Source organism: Phenylobacterium sp. (assembly GCF_041916435.1).
Lineage (GTDB): Bacteria > Pseudomonadota > Alphaproteobacteria > Caulobacterales > Caulobacteraceae > Phenylobacterium.
Genome location: NZ_JAYRZM010000004.1, coordinates 117,393 through 131,550, shown reverse-complemented (window position 1 = coordinate 131,550; position 14,158 = coordinate 117,393). Strand labels below are relative to the sequence as shown.

The 14,158-nt window shown below is 72.1% G+C and carries 19 protein-coding genes; 9 read left to right on the top strand and 10 right to left on the bottom strand.

Annotated features, from left to right (window positions below):
- Positions 1–31: 31 nt before the first annotated feature.
- Positions 32–622 (bottom strand): TetR/AcrR family transcriptional regulator, encoded by a 591-nt coding sequence (locus tag ACE3TA_RS12080; protein ID WP_374573950.1) that lies wholly within the window; start codon positions 620–622, stop codon positions 32–34.
- 150 nt (positions 623–772) lie between these two features.
- Here ACE3TA_RS12080 and ACE3TA_RS12075 point away from each other — a divergent pair, with 150 nt between their 5' ends.
- From ACE3TA_RS12075 to ACE3TA_RS12060, 4 genes are all read left to right on the top strand, one after another.
- Positions 773–2,545 carry an AMP-binding protein gene (locus ACE3TA_RS12075; protein WP_374573948.1) on the top strand — a complete coding sequence of 591 codons (1,773 nt, stop codon included), beginning with the start codon at positions 773–775 and terminating at the stop codon, positions 2,543–2,545.
- The gene (locus ACE3TA_RS12070; protein ID WP_374573946.1) at positions 2,542–3,117 is read left to right on the top strand and encodes an NADPH-dependent FMN reductase; all 576 of its coding nucleotides are present in this window, start codon (positions 2,542–2,544) and stop codon (positions 3,115–3,117) included. The genes ACE3TA_RS12075 and ACE3TA_RS12070 overlap by 4 nt, the downstream gene beginning before the upstream one ends.
- Positions 3,114–4,280: a 3,4-dihydroxy-2-butanone-4-phosphate synthase gene (gene ribB, locus ACE3TA_RS12065; RefSeq protein WP_374573944.1), complete on the top strand. Its 1,167-nt coding sequence runs from the start codon at positions 3,114–3,116 to the stop codon at positions 4,278–4,280. Before ACE3TA_RS12070 ends, ribB begins: the two co-directional genes overlap by 4 nt.
- Positions 4,281–4,429: 149 nt before the next feature.
- The gene (locus ACE3TA_RS12060; RefSeq protein WP_374573942.1) at positions 4,430–5,092 is read left to right on the top strand and encodes a DUF1013 domain-containing protein; all 663 of its coding nucleotides are present in this window, start codon (positions 4,430–4,432) and stop codon (positions 5,090–5,092) included.
- Positions 5,093–5,134: 42 nt separating this feature from the next.
- On the opposite strand, the gene ACE3TA_RS12055 is transcribed toward ACE3TA_RS12060, so the two are convergent.
- Positions 5,135–5,308, bottom strand: a complete 174-nt coding sequence (locus ACE3TA_RS12055; RefSeq protein ID WP_374573940.1) for a YdcH family protein — start codon at positions 5,306–5,308, stop codon at positions 5,135–5,137.
- Positions 5,309–5,436: 128 nt separating this feature from the next.
- Here ACE3TA_RS12055 and ACE3TA_RS12050 point away from each other — a divergent pair, with 128 nt between their 5' ends.
- The 3 genes from ACE3TA_RS12050 to ACE3TA_RS12040 all read left to right on the top strand — a co-directional run bounded on the left by ACE3TA_RS12050 (position 5,437) and on the right by ACE3TA_RS12040 (position 6,783).
- On the top strand, positions 5,437–6,036 hold the full coding sequence (locus ACE3TA_RS12050; RefSeq protein WP_374574810.1) for a UbiX family flavin prenyltransferase: 600 nt from the start codon (positions 5,437–5,439) through the stop codon (positions 6,034–6,036).
- Positions 6,037–6,483, top strand: coding sequence for a TIGR02444 family protein (locus ACE3TA_RS12045; RefSeq protein ID WP_374573938.1), 447 nt, complete (start codon positions 6,037–6,039; stop codon positions 6,481–6,483).
- Positions 6,484–6,564: 81 nt separating this feature from the next.
- On the top strand, positions 6,565–6,783 hold the full coding sequence (locus ACE3TA_RS12040; protein ID WP_374573936.1) for a YdcH family protein: 219 nt from the start codon (positions 6,565–6,567) through the stop codon (positions 6,781–6,783).
- A 14-nt stretch (positions 6,784–6,797) separates the two neighbouring features.
- Here the strand turns inward: ACE3TA_RS12040 and ACE3TA_RS12035 are convergent, their stop codons facing one another.
- Together ACE3TA_RS12035 and ACE3TA_RS12030 are read right to left on the bottom strand one after the other, a co-directional pair.
- Positions 6,798–7,505 carry a glycosyltransferase family protein gene (locus ACE3TA_RS12035; RefSeq protein WP_374573934.1) on the bottom strand — a complete coding sequence of 236 codons (708 nt, stop codon included), beginning with the start codon at positions 7,503–7,505 and terminating at the stop codon, positions 6,798–6,800.
- A 40-nt stretch (positions 7,506–7,545) separates the two neighbouring features.
- Complete coding sequence (locus tag ACE3TA_RS12030) at positions 7,546–8,424, bottom strand: bifunctional regulator KidO (RefSeq protein WP_374573932.1); 879 nt, start codon at positions 8,422–8,424, stop codon at positions 7,546–7,548.
- A gap of 102 nt (positions 8,425–8,526) precedes the next feature.
- Between ACE3TA_RS12030 and ACE3TA_RS12025 the strand changes: the two genes are divergently transcribed.
- On the top strand, positions 8,527–9,528 hold the full coding sequence (locus ACE3TA_RS12025; protein WP_374573930.1) for an XdhC family protein: 1,002 nt from the start codon (positions 8,527–8,529) through the stop codon (positions 9,526–9,528).
- 25 nt (positions 9,529–9,553) lie between these two features.
- Here ACE3TA_RS12025 and glp read toward each other — a convergent pair whose 3' ends face one another.
- The 6 genes from glp to moaA are packed head-to-tail and all read right to left on the bottom strand — an operon-like array spanning position 9,554 to position 13,505.
- Positions 9,554–10,750, bottom strand: coding sequence for a gephyrin-like molybdotransferase Glp (gene glp, locus ACE3TA_RS12020; RefSeq protein ID WP_374573928.1), 1,197 nt, complete (start codon positions 10,748–10,750; stop codon positions 9,554–9,556).
- Entirely contained in the window at positions 10,747–11,217 is a 471-nt protein-coding gene (moaC, locus tag ACE3TA_RS12015; protein ID WP_374573926.1) for a cyclic pyranopterin monophosphate synthase MoaC, read from the bottom strand. Before moaC ends, glp begins: the two co-directional genes overlap by 4 nt.
- 5 nt (positions 11,218–11,222) lie before the next feature.
- Positions 11,223–11,774 (bottom strand): molybdenum cofactor biosynthesis protein B, encoded by a 552-nt coding sequence (gene moaB, locus ACE3TA_RS12010; protein WP_374573925.1) that lies wholly within the window; start codon positions 11,772–11,774, stop codon positions 11,223–11,225.
- Positions 11,771–12,223, bottom strand: a complete 453-nt coding sequence (locus tag ACE3TA_RS12005; RefSeq protein WP_374573923.1) for a molybdenum cofactor biosynthesis protein MoaE — start codon at positions 12,221–12,223, stop codon at positions 11,771–11,773. Before ACE3TA_RS12005 ends, moaB begins: the two co-directional genes overlap by 4 nt.
- A complete protein-coding gene (locus ACE3TA_RS12000; protein WP_374573921.1) occupies positions 12,220–12,465 on the bottom strand; it encodes a MoaD/ThiS family protein in 246 nt (81 codons plus the stop codon). The genes ACE3TA_RS12005 and ACE3TA_RS12000 overlap by 4 nt, the downstream gene beginning before the upstream one ends.
- A gap of 2 nt (positions 12,466–12,467) precedes the next feature.
- The gene (moaA, locus tag ACE3TA_RS11995) at positions 12,468–13,505 is read right to left on the bottom strand and encodes a GTP 3',8-cyclase MoaA (RefSeq protein WP_374573919.1); all 1,038 of its coding nucleotides are present in this window, start codon (positions 13,503–13,505) and stop codon (positions 12,468–12,470) included.
- 29 nt (positions 13,506–13,534) lie between these two features.
- Here moaA and ACE3TA_RS11990 point away from each other — a divergent pair, with 29 nt between their 5' ends.
- Positions 13,535–14,158: an NTP transferase domain-containing protein gene (locus ACE3TA_RS11990; RefSeq protein ID WP_374573917.1), complete on the top strand. Its 624-nt coding sequence runs from the start codon at positions 13,535–13,537 to the stop codon at positions 14,156–14,158.

Here is a 14,158-nt window from a genome sequence, read left to right as displayed (position 1 = left end):
ACCGCCCCGCCATAACTTTACAAGTGGTAAGTTATGATTTCGCCAGCCGCCGGGCCAGGACCTCCAGGAAGGCGCTCCACTCGGCCTGGAACTCGGGGTCCTCCGGCGGGCGGCCGGTGACCATCTCGGTCGTCTGCGAAAAGGCGATCGGGTAGATCGACAGGGCGTAGATCGCCAGCTCGATCATCTCGGCGGGAAGGTCGGCGGGAAGGTCGCCGCGCGCCTGGCGCTCGGCCACCATGTCGCCCAGCCGCTTGACCGAGGCCCGCCGCGTGTCCTCGCCGATGATGCGGCCGGTCTCGCGGTGCTCTGCCGCCTCCCAGGTCATCAGCCGCATCCAGATCGTGTCCTCGCAGGCGTAGCGGAACCGCTGGCGGAACAGCTCGCCCGGCCCGGTCTCGTCGTCCTGGCGGGTCCTGCGCCGCTGATACTTGGCCTGCAGCGTCTCCTCGAAGAGCGCTTCCTTGCTGGGAAAGTAATGATAGATCAGTTGCTTGGTCAGCCCCGCCCGCTTGGCGATCGACTCCACCCGCGCGCCGGCGAAACCCCGCGCGGCGAACTCGTCGCGCGCGGCCGTCAAGATCTTCGCGCGCGTGCGCGCCGCGTCCCGAACCTCGCCCATGCCCCGTCCTACCAGCGCCCGCCCCGCCCGGCCATGCGCGCCGGCGGACGAGCGGATTTGCTTTCCCCTTCGCCAATGCGACCATTATCTGGATGCCGCGGTCTTGGCCGCACCTATTTCAGAACCAGACGATTTCGAGAATTTCCGCATATGTCCGACGCCAGCAGCTCTTCCGCCGCCGCGCCCTGGCCGGCGATGTCCATCGCCGAGGCCCATGCGCGCCTGACCGCGCCCGGCCAGCGTTTCGAGATGGAGGAGAAGCTGGTCCACGGCGTGAAGACGCGGGTGTGGAAGAACGCGCCGCCGACCCTGCGCGACGTCTTCCTCAACGGCCGCGCCTTCAAGGACCGCGAGTTCGTCGTCTATGAGGACGACCGCGCCACCTACGAGGCCTTCGCCCGCGCGACGCTTAAGCTGGCCCACCAGCTCATCGCCGACGGCGTGAAGAAGGGCGACCGCATCGCCGTGATCATGCGCAACCTGCCCGAATGGCCGGTCGCCTTCTTCGCCGGCGCGATCATCGGCGCGATCGTCACCCCGCTGAACGGCTGGTGGACCGGCCCGGAGCTGGAATACGGCCTGACGGATTCCGGAACCAAGATCGCCCTGATGGACGAGGAACGGCTGGAGCGCCTCGAGGGCCATCTCGCCAACTGCCCCGAGCTGGAGAAGGTCTACGCCTGCCGCCTGGCCCACGCTCACGACGACCCGCTGATCCACCGGCTGGAGGACGTGATCGGCCCGGTGAACGGCTGGGGCGAGCTGCCGGACCTGCCGATGCCGGACGTGGACCTCGACACCGACGACGACGCCACCATCCTCTACACCTCCGGCACCACCGGCCGGCCCAAGGGCGCGCTCGGCACCCACCGCAACATGACCACCAACATCGCGACCAGCGGCATCGCGGCCGTGCGCAACTTCCTGCGCCGCGGCGAGGCCCCGCCCGAGGCGGACCCGCACAAGCTGCCCCAGCGGGTGACCCTCTTGGTCGTGCCGATGTTCCACGCCACCGGCTGTTCGGCGACCCTGTCGCCCGCGATCAACGGCGGCGGCAAGCTGGTGCTGATGCGGCGCTTCGCGGCCGAGGAGGCCATGCGCCTGATCGAGCGCGAGCGGGTGACGGCCACCGGCGGGGTGCCGACCATCGCCTGGCAGCTCATCGAGCACCCGGCCCGGGCCAAGTACGACCTCTCCAGCCTGCAGCAGGTCACCTACGGCGGCGCGCCCTCGGCGCCCGACCTGGTGCGCAAGATCGTCGAGACCTTCCCCGCCTCCCTGCCCGGCAACGGTTGGGGCATGACCGAGACCTCGGCCACCTTCACCTCGCACCTGGGCCGCGACTACGAGGCGCGCCCGGAAAGCGCCGGGCCCGCCGCCCCGGTCGGCGACATGCAGATCCGCGATCCGGCCGACGGCGTCACCGTGCTGCCCGTGGGCGCGGTCGGCGAGCTGTGGGTCAAGGGCCCGCAGGTGCTGCGCGCGTATTGGAACAAGCCCGAGGCCACCGCCCAGACCTTCGTCGACGGCTGGCTGCGCACCGGCGACCTCGCCCGGCTCGACGAGGAGGGCTTCCTCTTCATCATCGACCGGGCCAAGGACATGCTGATCCGCGGCGGCGAGAACATCTACTGCGTCGAGGTGGAGAACGTGCTCTACGACCACCCCGACGTGATGGACGCGGCCCTGGTCGGCCGACCGCACAAGACCCTCGGCGAGGAGCCGGCCGCCGTCGTGCACTTACGGCCCGGCGGGACGGCGACCGAGGCGGAGCTTCGCCAGTGGGTGCGCGAGCGGCTGGCGGCCTTCAAGGTGCCGGTGCAGATCGTCTTCTGGCCGGAGACCCTGCCGCGTAACGCCAATGGCAAGATCCTGAAGACGGAGCTGAAGAAGGTGTTCGAGAATCCGGCGGTCGAGGCATGAGCGGCAAGCGTCCCCTGATCCTGGGCCTCGGCGGCACGGTGCGCGCCGGCTCCACCTCCGAGCGGGCGCTCGCCGCGGCCCTGCGCGCGGCGGAGGCCGCCGGGGCGGAGACCCGCCTGCTCGGCGGCGAGTTCCTCTCCAGCCTGCCGATCTTCGACCCGCGCCCGGGCGACGCCCATCCGGCCCAGCAGCTCCTGGCCGACGCCGTGCGCGCGGCCGACGGGGTGATCGTCGCCAGCCCCGGCTACCACGGCTCGATCTCCGGCGTGGTCAAGAACGCCCTGGACACCCTGGAGCTCACCCGCAACGACCCGGCCCCCTATTTCCAGGGCAAGGCCGTGGGCTGCGTCATCTGCGCCGACGGCTGGCAGGCGGCCGGCACCACTTTGACCGCGCTGCGCTCGATCATACATGCCCTGAGAGGCTGGCCGACGCCGTTCGGGGCCGCGCTCAACGCGGGCGGGCCGCTGTTCGACGAAGCTGGCGAGTGCCGTGAGCCCAAGGACGCCTGGCAGCTCGCCACCGTGGCCGGCCAGGTCGTGGAGTTCGCCAAGATGAAGGCCGCCCTATGAACAATTCCCGCCCGGCCCAGCCCGGTCCCGTTCAACGTCCCGCCGGGTCCGACGAGACCCTTGCGGCGGCCATCAGCCCGATCGAGGAGATCATCGAGGAGGCCCGCAACGGCCGGCCCTACATCCTGGTCGACGCCGAGGACCGGGAGAACGAGGGCGACGTGATCATCCCCGCCCAGTTCGCCACGCCCGAGCAGATCAACTTCATGGCCAAGCACGCCCGCGGCCTGATCTGCCTGTCGATCACCGCCGAGCGGGCGCGCCAGCTTCGCCTGCCGCCGATGGCCGCCGACAACCAGTCCGGCCACGGCACCGCCTTCACCGTCTCGATCGAGGCGCGCGAGGGCGTGACCACCGGCATCTCGGCCCACGACCGGGCGCACACCGTCGCCGTGGCGGTCGACCCGACCAAGGGCCCGGACGACATCGTCGCCCCCGGCCACGTCTTCCCGCTGGTGGCCAAGGACGGCGGCGTGCTGGTCCGCGCCGGCCACACCGAGGCCGCCGTCGACATCAGCCGCATGGCCGGCCTCAACCCCGCCGGGGTGATCTGCGAGATCATGAAGGACGACGGCTCCATGGCCCGCCTGCCGGACCTCGTCGCCTTCGCCCAGCTCCACGGCCTGAAGATCGGGACCATCGCCGACCTGATCGCCTATCGCCGCCGCACCGAGCGCCAGATCGAGCGCGTGCTGGAGACGCCGTTCGATTCCGCCTACGGCGGCCGCTTCCGGATGGTGATCTACCGCAACATCATCGACGGGACCGAGCACGTGGTCCTGACCAAGGGCAGGATCGACCCGGACAAGCCCACCCTGGTGCGCATGCACCGCGTCGACATGGCCGCCGACATGCTGGGCCACGTGGAGGCGCGCCGCGACTACGTGCCGCGCGCCCTGGAGGCGATCGCCGGCGCCGAGGGCGCGGGCGTGGCGGTGTTCATCCGCGACTCCAATCCCGCCTGGCTGTCCGAGCGCTATGGCCACAGCCAGACCGCCGAGGCCCGCGGCGCCGGCATCGTGCGCGACTACGGCATCGGCGCGCAGATCCTGCTCGACCTCGGCGTGCGCGACATGATCCTGCTCACCTCGTCCAAGACCGTGCTGCCGGGCTCCGGCGGCTACGGCCTGCGGATCGTCGACCGCCGCGCCCTGGACGACTGATCGCGGGCCCGACTCGTCCCGGGGTCGAGGCGGCCCCGCCGGGGATCACGGACGATTGTCGTTTTCTTGGGCGTCGAACGCGCCTATATCGTGAACAATATCCTCGCGCCCGGCCGAAAGGTCGGGCGCCGTCATTTCGAGAGCCGACCATGACCGAGATCCTGATGCCGAAGGCGACCGCCGTCTGGCTCGTGGACAACACCTCCCTGACTTTCGAGCAGATCGCCGACTTCTGCGGCCTGCATCCGCTGGAAGTGAGGGGCATCGCCGACGGCGAGGTCGCGCGCGACATCCGTGGGGCCGACCCCATCGCCAACGGCCAGCTCGCCCGCGAGGAGCTCGACGCGGCCCAGGCCGATCCGGCCTACCGCATGAAGGTGCAGAAGTCCCGCCACGCCGAGCTCCTGAAGCCGGTGAAGAAAGCGCCGCGCTACACGCCGGTGTCGCGCCGCCAGGACCGGCCGGACGCCATCGCCTGGTTCCTGCGCAACCACCCGGAAGTGCAGGACAGCCAGATCGCGCGCCTGCTGGGCACCACCAAGGCCACCATCGACCAGGTGCGCAACCGCACCCACTGGAACGCGGCCAACATCAAGCCGGTGGACCCGGTCACCCTGGGCCTGGCCACCCAGCTCGAGCTGGACGCGGTGGTGCGCAAGGCCGCCGACAAGAAGGCCAAGGACGACGCCCGCCGCGGCGTGGTCGAGCCGGACGGCCCGACCCTTCGCGCCGCGGGCGAGATCGATCCGGGCCAGGACGACCAGCCCGACATCGAGCCGGCCTTCGAGGACGAGACCTACTCCGACGACTGATATGGAAAAGGCCCGCGCTTGCGGGCCTTTTCTTCGTCGCGGCTAGTGAAGTTTGGAGCGGAGGCCTTCGATTTCCTCCTTCAGCTTCAGCTTCTGTCGCTTCAATTCCCTAAGTCTGACGTCGTCGGCGGCGGGTCGTCTCATCTCATCCTGGATAGCGTCTTCCAGAGCGCTGTGGCGGGATCCTAGCTCGCGGATCCGAGCTTCAACGGCCATCAGATAAGCCTCCTTCGTTATACGTCCGTCAGAAGTGAACACCCGCTGCGGGACGCTGTCAGATCACATATGTTTGCATCGGGTGGTGAATGATCGGCGCCCGTCGTACCGGCGCGGGGGACGAGGACATGGTGAAATCCGAGCGGCCGAAACTCGTGGTCGGCCTCTCCGGCGCCAGCGGCGTCGCCTATGGCCTGAGGGTGCTGGACGCCTGCCGCGAACTGGGGGTGGAGAGCCATCTGATCCTCAGCCGCGCGGCCGTGCTGACCATCGGCCAGGAGACCGACCTCGCCGTCGCCGACGTGCAGGCGCGCGCCGACGTGTCGCACAAGCCGGGCGACGTGGGCGCGTCGATCGCCTCCGGCTCGTTCCCCACGCTCGGCATGATCATCGCCCCCTGCTCGGTGCGCAGCATGAGCGAGATCGCCACCGGCGTGACCTCCTCGCTGCTCACGCGCGCGGCCGACGTCACCCTCAAGGAGCGCCGCCCGCTGGTGCTGATGGTGCGCGAGAGCCCGCTGCACCTGGGCCACCTGCGCACCATGGTGCGGCTGGCCGAGATGGGCGCTGTGATCGCGCCGCCCGTCCCGGCCTTCTACGCCAGGCCCGCCACCCTGGAGGAGATGGTCGACCAGTCGGTGGGCCGGGCCCTGGACATTTTCGGCCTGTCCTGGAGCTCGGTGCGGCGCTGGGGCCAGGACATCGGCCCGGCCGGACAGGAGGCCTGAATGTCGATCTGGGAATGGGCGCTTGAGGTCTACGCCCGGCCGGGCGCGCCCGAGGCTTGCCTCGCCCTGCAGGACGAGCACGGCCAGAACACCTCCCTGCTGCTCTGGGCGGTCTGGGCCGAGACCACTGACAGCGACCTGCTCGCCAGGGCCGCGACGGCGGCGCGGGCGTGGGACGAGACCGCGCTCAAGCCCCTGCGCGCCGTGCGCCGCGCGCTCAAGGCGCCGGCCCCGCCGATCGAGGACGCCGCGCGCGAAGGCCTGCGCGAGGACGTCAAGGCCGCCGAGCTGCGCGCCGAGCGCGTGCTTCTGGAAACGCTTCAGGCGATGAGCCCGCACCGCAAGGGCGGCGCGCCCGCGCTGGCGGCGCTGGAGGCCGCGACGGCCGCCTGGGGCCGCCCCGCTCCGGCCCAGGCCCTGGCCGCCCTGGCCGAGGCGCTGCATTGAGCCGAACCCCAGATCGTCCGCTTGCCGCAAGGCCCGGCTTTGCGCATCATCCCGCCGGCTAGCTCGGGTGGGCGTGACAGTATGAACGATCTCGAGACGGGGGAATCCGAAGAGAGTCTTCGGGCCAGGCTCGCCGACCTCATTCAGCAGCACGGCGACCTCGACATCGCCGTCCAGGCCATCGCCCAGTCGACCATGCCCGACATGCTGGTGATCGGCCGGCTCAAGCGCCGCAAGCTGTCCCTGAAGGACGAGATCAGCCGCATCCGGGACATGCTCACCCCGGACATCATCGCCTAGGGCGGTCGCCGGCCTCAGGCGGCCCAGCGCGCTAGGTCCTGGCGGCCCTGCAGCACGTCCAGCACGTCGCGCATGCAAAAGCCCGGATCGGCCGGATGCAGGGCGTCATAGACCGCGCGGGCGAAGGCGTAGTCGGCCGGCGTCTTCACCCGCCAGTCCAGATGCGACCAGTCGCGGCCGGCGCTGCAATGGGCCTGGCTGAACAGGTCCGGACGGCCGCGCACCAGGGCGAAGGGCGAGCGCGCGAGGGCCTCGTCCGGTTCGGCCTCGTGCGTCGCGGCGGTCAGCGCCCGCACGGTGGCGACCTCCACCTCCAGCCCCTTGGGGAAGCTCGGCCGCACGCGGTTGGAGACGTAGGCCGCGCGCGACGCCGCGGCCAGGCGCACGGATTCGTCGATCACCCCGGGGTCGACGAAGGGACAGTCGCCCTTCACCCGCACCACGTGGGTCGCCGGGCCCGCCGCCTCGATGCAGCGCAGGAACCGGTCGGCCAGGTTCTCGGAGGCGCCGCGGAACACGGTCTGCCCGCGCGAGACCAGATAGCCCGCCAGGGGATCGTCGGCCGGCTCGGCCGAGGTGGCGACCACCACCTTGGTGATGCAGCGGGCCTGGCGGATGCGCTCGATCTGGCGCCAGACCATCGGCTCGCCCCGCAACGGCGCCATCGCCTTCCCCGGCAGCCTCGGCGAGGTCATGCGGGCCTGGAGGATGACGAGGATCATCGGGGAGGCTCCTTCTGAGCGGCCCGGCGGGGGGTTGAGGCTAGGCTGCCGCCCAGTTCGGGGTGTCGAGGGCGACCGGATCGTCCAGCGCCATCTCGTCCCAATCCAGGTCCGGCGGCGGGCTGGAGGCCGCCGCGATCACGGCGGAAAGCTCGGCGGCCGAGGTCACGCCCACCAGCACGGTGGAGGCTTCGGGCCGCGACAGGGCGAAGCCGAGCGCGGCCTGCAGCGGGTCGCTGCGCCCCTCGGCGATCAGCCGGCGCGCCCGCGACAGCCGTCCGGCGGCGGCCTTGAACTGATGCGGCACCCGGTCGGGCGGCAGGAACAGCAGGCCGTTCAGGAAGATCGAGCGCAGGTGCACCTCCACGCCCATCTCGCAGAGGCTCGCCAGGGTGCCGTCCACCAGCAGGCGCTGGTCCAGCAGGCTCGCCGGCGCCTGCACCACGTCGGGGCGGAAGCGCTTGGCCACGCCCACCGGATCGTCCGAGGCGTAGAGCGAGACGCCCACGTTGCGGCACAGGCCGGCGTCGCGCATCTGCTGCACGCGCGTCCACAGGGCCAGGCCGTGCGGGCCGAACAGGTCGCTGGCCGAAGGCACGAAGATGGTGTCCACGCGCTCGACGCCCAGGCGGCGCATCGCCGCGCGGGCTTCGGCCTCCACCACGTCGGGGCCCTTGTCGGGGCGCACGGTGGAGATCGACATGCGGAAGGGGTTCGGGCGCGGCGTCACTTCGCCGAGGATGGTCTCCGCCTTGGGCGAGCGGCCGGCGATGTCGAACACGCTCAGGCGGGCGCGGGCCGAGATCTCCAGGATCTCGCGCACCTCGGCCTCGGGCGGGCGGCCGCGCGCCGTGCCGTAGACCTGGTCCAGTGGGAACTGGCCGGAACCCAAACCGAGCTTATCTAGGGGGGACGTCATTCGGAGGCGGAACGCTCTTACGGAACCCAGTGAGCGGCCACCCTGACTCAGATGCCTAAAGAACCCGTATCTGGAACCTTGCCAGGGAGTTAAGCTGGATCGATGCGCGAACCCCTGCCCGAATGGCCCCTGTTCGGCATGGCCGACGACGTGCGCCCCGCCCTCGCCGCCGCCCGCGCGGCCGGCGCGCCCATGGTCTTGGCCACCCTCACCAGCGTCGAGGGCGGCGGCCCGCGCCCGCCCGGAACCCAGATGGTCTTCGCCGGGGAGATCGTCGCCGGCTACTTCTCCGGCGGCTGCGTTGAGGGCGACGTGGCCGGCCACGCCGAGGCCTGCCTGGCCGACGGCCGGCCCCGCAGGCTGGTCTACGGCGAGGGCAGCCCCTGGCCGGACATCCGCCTGCTCTGCGGCGCGCGCATCGAGATCTTCCTGGAGCGGGTGGCGCCCGACGATCCGGCGCTGTCGGCCCTGCTGGAGGCGACCGCCGCCCGGCGCCCGGCGATTTGGGTCAGCGACGGCGAGCGGCGCGCCTGCGGCGACCCGGGCGCGGCCCAGCCCTGGCCGGGCGCGATCGCCCGCGCCTACGAGCCGGTTCCCCGCCTGGCGGTGTTCGGCTCGGATCCCACGGCCCTGGCCATCGCGTCCCTTGGCGCCCAGTCCGGCCTGGAGACCACCCTCATCCGCCCCAAGGGCCCGCAGTCGCCGCCGCCGCTGGCCGGCGTCGGCTACCGGCGCGAGGCGCCGGCCGAGGCCCTGGCCGCCGTCGGCGTCGATCCCTGGACCGCCGTGGCGGTGGCCACCCACGACCTGGAGACCGACCAGGCCGCCCTGCGCGTGGCCTTGCCCTCGCCGGCCTTCTACGTCGGCCTGCTCGGCGCCCGCGCGCGCCTGCCCGAGCGCCTCGCCCGCCTGCGCGAAGCCGGCGTGGCCGAAGCGGCCATCGGCAGGCTGCGCGCGCCCATCGGCCTCGACATCGGCGGAAAGGCGCCCTGGGAGGTCGCCGTCTCGGTGATCGGCGAGATCATGGCCCTGCGTTACGCCCGAGCGCGAGCATTTTCAACCGAAGCGGACACCAGTTCGGCGCAGAAAATGCTCCAGATTTAATACTCTTGAGCGGGTTCCGATTTGGTCAAATCGGAGCCCGCTCGAGCGGCAGCGCCTCGACTAGCGCCCCTTCGGCGGCGGCCTCCGCGCCCGCCGGCCGGCGCACCAGGGCGTCGGCGGCGGCGAACACGGTCACCAGCGAGGAGTCCTGATCCCGGTAGGGGGTCACCCGCGCCACGCCGTCCTCGTGAGCCAGCCGCGCGCGCATCCAGTGCTCGCGCGGCCCGTTGGCCGGCAGCGGCTGGGCCAGGCGCGCGGTGATCGTCCTCGGGCCCGGCTCGGCGGCCTGGAAGGCGCGAAGGATCGGCGCCAGGAACAGCTCGGCGCAGACGAAGGCCGAGGCCGGATTGCCCGGCAGGCCCAGCATCCGCCGCCCGTCGCCCAGCACGCCGAAGAAGGTCGGCTTGCCCGGCCGCACCGCCACGCTCTGCACGCGGGGGGAAAAGCCCAGGGCCTCGGCCGCGGCGCGCACAAGGTCGTGGTCGCCCACCGAGGCGCCGCCGACGGTCACCACCAGGTCGGCGTCGGCCGAACGCAGCGCCTCGATCACCGCGTCCAGTTCGTCGCGCACGGGCCGGGCCTTGAACGCCGCCCCGCCCCAACCCTCGATCATGGCGCAGAGCGCCGGCGCCCCGGAATCGTAGATCTGGAACGGGCCCGGCGCGTCCGGCGCCTCGACGATCTCCTCGCCGGTGCTGATCACCCCCACCCGGGGCCGCCGATGGACGCTCACCTCGGCCCGCCCGGCCGCCGCCGCCAGCGACAGCCGCCAGGGGTCGATCCGCGTCCCGGCGCGCAGCAGCAGTTCGTCGGCCCGGAAGTCGCCGCCGGCCGGGCGCAAGTGCTCGCCGGTCGGAACCTTGGGCGTGCGCACCCGATCGTCCAGCCGCTCGGCGTCCTCCTGGATCACCACCGCGTCGGCGTCCTCAGGCAGGGCCGCGCCGGTGAAGATGCGCACCGCCTCGTGCGGGCCGAGCCGGCCCTGGTAGCCATGGCCCGCCGCGCTCTCGCCGACGATCCTCAGTTCGCCGGGGGTGTCGACCGCCCGCACGGCCCAGCCGTCCATGGCCGAGGCGGTGAACGGCGGCTGGTCGCGCACGGCCGTCACGTCTTCGGCCAGCACCCGGCCGATCGCCTGGCGCAGCGCCACGGTCTCGGCCTCCAGCGGCGCGATCTCGGCCAGCATCCGCGCGCGGGCGTCGTCGACGGACAAGAGCTTCATGCGCGCCGCCAATCGCCCGAGGCGCCGCCGGACTTCTCCAGCAGCCGCACCGCGTCGATGGTCATGGCTTTGTCGGCCGCCTTGAGCATGTCGTAGATCGTCAGGCACGCCACCGAGACGGCGGTCAGCGCCTCCATCTCCACGCCGGTCTGGCCGGTGGTGCGCACCCGCGCGGTGACCGACAGCCCGTCGTCCGCCGGTTCGACCCGCACCTCCACCTTCGACAGCGCCAGGGGATGGCACAACGGGATCAGGTCGGACGTCTTCTTGGCCGCCATCACCCCGGCGATCTCGGCCACGGCGCGCACGTCGCCCTTCTTGGCGTCGCCTGAGAGCGCCAGGGCCAGGGTCTCGGCCGCCATGCGCACACGGCCCTCGGCCACCGCCTCGCGGGCGGTGACGGCCTTGCCGGACACGTCCACCATGCGGGCGCGGCCGGTCTCGTCGATGTGGGTCAGCCCCGCCATGCGGTTCAGGCTTCGAGCAGTCGCGGCATCAGCTCGACCATGTTGCAGGGGCCATGGCGGCTGTCGAGCTGGGCGCTGATCACCTTGTCCCAGCCGTCCTTCACCGCCCCGTTGGAGCCCGGCAGGCAGAAGATGAACACGCCCTGGATCAGCCCGGCCAGCGCCCGCGACTGCAGGGTGGAAAGGCCTACCGACTGGTAGCTGACCAGGTGGAAGATCACCGAGAAGCCGTCGATCTCCTTGTCCAGCAACGGGCGCACCGCCTCGGGCGTCACGTCGCGGCCGGTGATGCCGGTGCCGCCGGTGGAGATGATCACGTCCACCGCGCCGGAGGCGGCCCAGGCTTTGACCTGTTCGCGGATCTGGGCGACGTCGTCGCGCACGATGGCCCGGCCGGCCAGCTCGTGGCCCGCCCCGGTGATCCGCCCGGCCAGCACGTCGCCGGAGGTGTCGCTCTCCGCGTCGCGGGTGTCGGAGATGGTCAGGACGGCGATGCGGACCGGCGTGAACGGCTTGGTCTCGTCGATCTTGCCGCCGGGGGTGAAGGGCGCGTTCATTCTGTGGTCTCCCAACGGGCGATGTCGGCGTGGTCCTGGGCGCGCGGCTCGATCCAGCGCTCCCCGTCCGGGCCGCGCTCCTTCTTCCAGAACGGCGCGCGGCTCTTCAAGTAGTCCATCAGGAAATCGCAGGCCTCGAACGCGGCGCGCCGGTGGCGCGCGGCGGTGGCCACGAAGACGATCGGCTCGCCCGGCGCGATGGCCCCGACCCGGTGCAGGATCATCAGGTCGTCCAGTTCGAAGCGGGCGCGCGCGATCTCGGCGATCTCGGCGATGCGCGCCTCGGTGAAACCGGGATAGGCCTCCAGCTCCAGGATCGTCGTGGAGCCCGCCTCGGCGCGGGCCAGGCCCGTGAAGGTGGCGATGGCGCCGGTCTCCGCCCGTCCCGCGCTGAACCGCGTCAAGAGTTCGCCCGGATCGAAGGGCTGGTCGGTGAGGGCGATCGTCATCCGCCGCTCATCGGAGGCAGGAAGGCGACCTCGGCGCGCGGATGCAGCGCCGCGTTCCCGCGCACGATCGCCTGGTCGAGCGCCACCTGCACGCCGGGCCCGGCCAGGGCCAGGCCAAGCTCCGGGTCCTCGGCGGCCAGCAGCTCGCGCAGGGCGTTCAACGTCGCCGGAACCTCGTCCAGGTCCCGCTCGCGCCAGCCGGCGAGGTCGCGCAGGGGGCCGAACAGCAGGACGCGCGCCACGGTCAGCCTCCCGTCGTCGACATGTGCCGCGCCACGGCGGGCGCGGCGCGCGCGATCTGGAAGTCGTGGCCCTCGGGCTTGGCGTCCACCGCCCAGCGGATCGCCTGGACGAGGCCCTCGTCGTCCGCGCCCGAGCGGATCACCGCGCGCAGGTCGCTGGCGTCCTCGCGGCCGAGGCAGGTGTGCAGCGTGCCGGTGCAGGTCAGCCGCACCCGATTGCAGGCCTCGCAGAAATTGTGGCTGAGCGGGGTGATGAAGCCGAGCCGGCCGCCGGTCTCGGCGATCCGCGCATAGCGCGCCGGCCCGCCGGTGTTGAGCGGCAGGTCCTCGAGCGTCCAGAAGCTTTCCAGATCGCGGCGCAGGTCCCTCAGCGACAGGAACTGGTCGGTGCGGTCGGCCTCCACCTCGCCCAGCGGCATGGTCTCGATCAGGGTCATGTCCAGCCCCTGGCCGTGCGCCCAGGCGATCAGGTGCGGCAGCTCGGCGGCGTTGTCGGTCTTCAGCGCCACGGCGTTGATCTTCACCGCCAGCCCCGCGGCTTTCGCCGCCGCGATCCCGTCCAGCACCTTGGAAAGGTCGCCGCCGCGGGTCAGCCGGCGGAAGAGGTCGGGCTTCAGGGTGTCCAGCGACACGTTCACCCGCTGCACCCCCAGGTCCGCCAGCCGGCCGGCGAATTCGCCCAGGCGCGTGCCGTTGGTGGTGAGCGTCAGCTCGTCGAGCGCCCCGGACTTCAGGTGCCGCGACAGCGCCTCGACCAGGCCCATCACCCCCTTGCGCACCAGCGGCTCGCCGCCGGTGATCCTGAGCTTGCGCACGCCCAGCGAGACGAACGCCGAGGCGATGCGGTCCAGCTCCTCCAGGGTCAGCACCTCGGCCTTCGGCAGGAAGGTCATGTGCTCGGCCATGCAGTAGACGCAGCGCAGGTCGCATCGGTCGGTGACCGAGACGCGCAGGTAGCTCACCGTGCGCCCGAATCCGTCGATCAGGGCGGGGGCGCCGGCCTTGGCCGCTTGCGGCGATGAGGCGTCGTAGGGCGTCATGCGGCCCCTAACATAGAGAGGAAGTCCCAGTGGTTACAGAGGCCCAGCGGCCGTTCGAGGCCGTGGTGCTGGCCGCCGGCGCCGCCCGGCGCTTCGGCGGCGGCAAGCTCGTCGCGCCGTTCGAGGGCGGCGTGGTGCTGGACGGGGCCCTCGCCGCCGCCTTCGCCGCCCCGGTCGGCCGCGTGATCGTCGTCACCGGCGCGGACGCCGATCCGGTGGCCGTCGCCGCCCTGGCCTTCGCCGAGCGCGCGGACCAGGCCGGGCGCCTCGTCCTGGTCCACGCCGCCGACCACGCCGAGGGCATGGGCGCGTCCCTGCGCGCCGGCGCGGCGGCCGTCCGCGCCGACGCCGCCGGCGCCTTCGTCTTCCTGGGCGACATGCCGCGCATCCCCCACGCCGTGCTGGCGCCCCTGGCCGAGGCGATCCGGGCGGGGGCGGCGGCGGCCGCGCCGGTGTTTCAGGGCCGGCGGGGGCATCCGGCCGTGTTCGCCCGCGAGCTCGTCCCCGCCCTTCGCGGCCTGGGCGGCGACGAGGGCGCGCGCGCGGTGCTGGCGGGCCTGGGCGGGCGTCTGGCCCTGGTCCAGGCGCCCGACGCCGGCGTCCTTTTCGACGTGGACACGCCCAAGGACCTGGCTTCCGGGCTCGATTCCTGA

Excerpts from the sequence above, each read along its gene's own strand:
- ACE3TA_RS12080 (WP_374573950.1), bottom strand. The coding sequence starts at position 622 with ATGGGCGAGGTTCGGGACGCGGCGCGCACGCGCGCGAAGATCTTGACG.
- ACE3TA_RS12075 (WP_374573948.1), top strand. The coding sequence starts at position 773 with ATGTCCGACGCCAGCAGCTCTTCCGCCGCCGCGCCCTGGCCGGCGATG.
- ACE3TA_RS12070 (WP_374573946.1), top strand. The coding sequence starts at position 2,542 with ATGAGCGGCAAGCGTCCCCTGATCCTGGGCCTCGGCGGCACGGTGCGC.
- ribB (WP_374573944.1), top strand. The coding sequence starts at position 3,114 with ATGAACAATTCCCGCCCGGCCCAGCCCGGTCCCGTTCAACGTCCCGCC.
- ACE3TA_RS12060 (WP_374573942.1), top strand. The coding sequence starts at position 4,430 with ATGACCGAGATCCTGATGCCGAAGGCGACCGCCGTCTGGCTCGTGGAC.
- ACE3TA_RS12055 (WP_374573940.1), bottom strand. The coding sequence starts at position 5,308 with ATGGCCGTTGAAGCTCGGATCCGCGAGCTAGGATCCCGCCACAGCGCT.
- ACE3TA_RS12050 (WP_374574810.1), top strand. The coding sequence starts at position 5,437 with ATGGTGAAATCCGAGCGGCCGAAACTCGTGGTCGGCCTCTCCGGCGCC.
- ACE3TA_RS12045 (WP_374573938.1), top strand. The coding sequence starts at position 6,037 with ATGTCGATCTGGGAATGGGCGCTTGAGGTCTACGCCCGGCCGGGCGCG.
- ACE3TA_RS12040 (WP_374573936.1), top strand. The coding sequence starts at position 6,565 with ATGAACGATCTCGAGACGGGGGAATCCGAAGAGAGTCTTCGGGCCAGG.
- ACE3TA_RS12035 (WP_374573934.1), bottom strand. The coding sequence starts at position 7,505 with ATGATCCTCGTCATCCTCCAGGCCCGCATGACCTCGCCGAGGCTGCCG.
- ACE3TA_RS12030 (WP_374573932.1), bottom strand. The coding sequence starts at position 8,424 with ATGACGTCCCCCCTAGATAAGCTCGGTTTGGGTTCCGGCCAGTTCCCA.
- ACE3TA_RS12025 (WP_374573930.1), top strand. The coding sequence starts at position 8,527 with ATGCGCGAACCCCTGCCCGAATGGCCCCTGTTCGGCATGGCCGACGAC.
- glp (WP_374573928.1), bottom strand. The coding sequence starts at position 10,750 with ATGAAGCTCTTGTCCGTCGACGACGCCCGCGCGCGGATGCTGGCCGAG.
- moaC (WP_374573926.1), bottom strand. The coding sequence starts at position 11,217 with ATGGCGGGGCTGACCCACATCGACGAGACCGGCCGCGCCCGCATGGTG.
- moaB (WP_374573925.1), bottom strand. The coding sequence starts at position 11,774 with ATGAACGCGCCCTTCACCCCCGGCGGCAAGATCGACGAGACCAAGCCG.
- ACE3TA_RS12005 (WP_374573923.1), bottom strand. The coding sequence starts at position 12,223 with ATGACGATCGCCCTCACCGACCAGCCCTTCGATCCGGGCGAACTCTTG.
- moaA (WP_374573919.1), bottom strand. The coding sequence starts at position 13,505 with ATGACGCCCTACGACGCCTCATCGCCGCAAGCGGCCAAGGCCGGCGCC.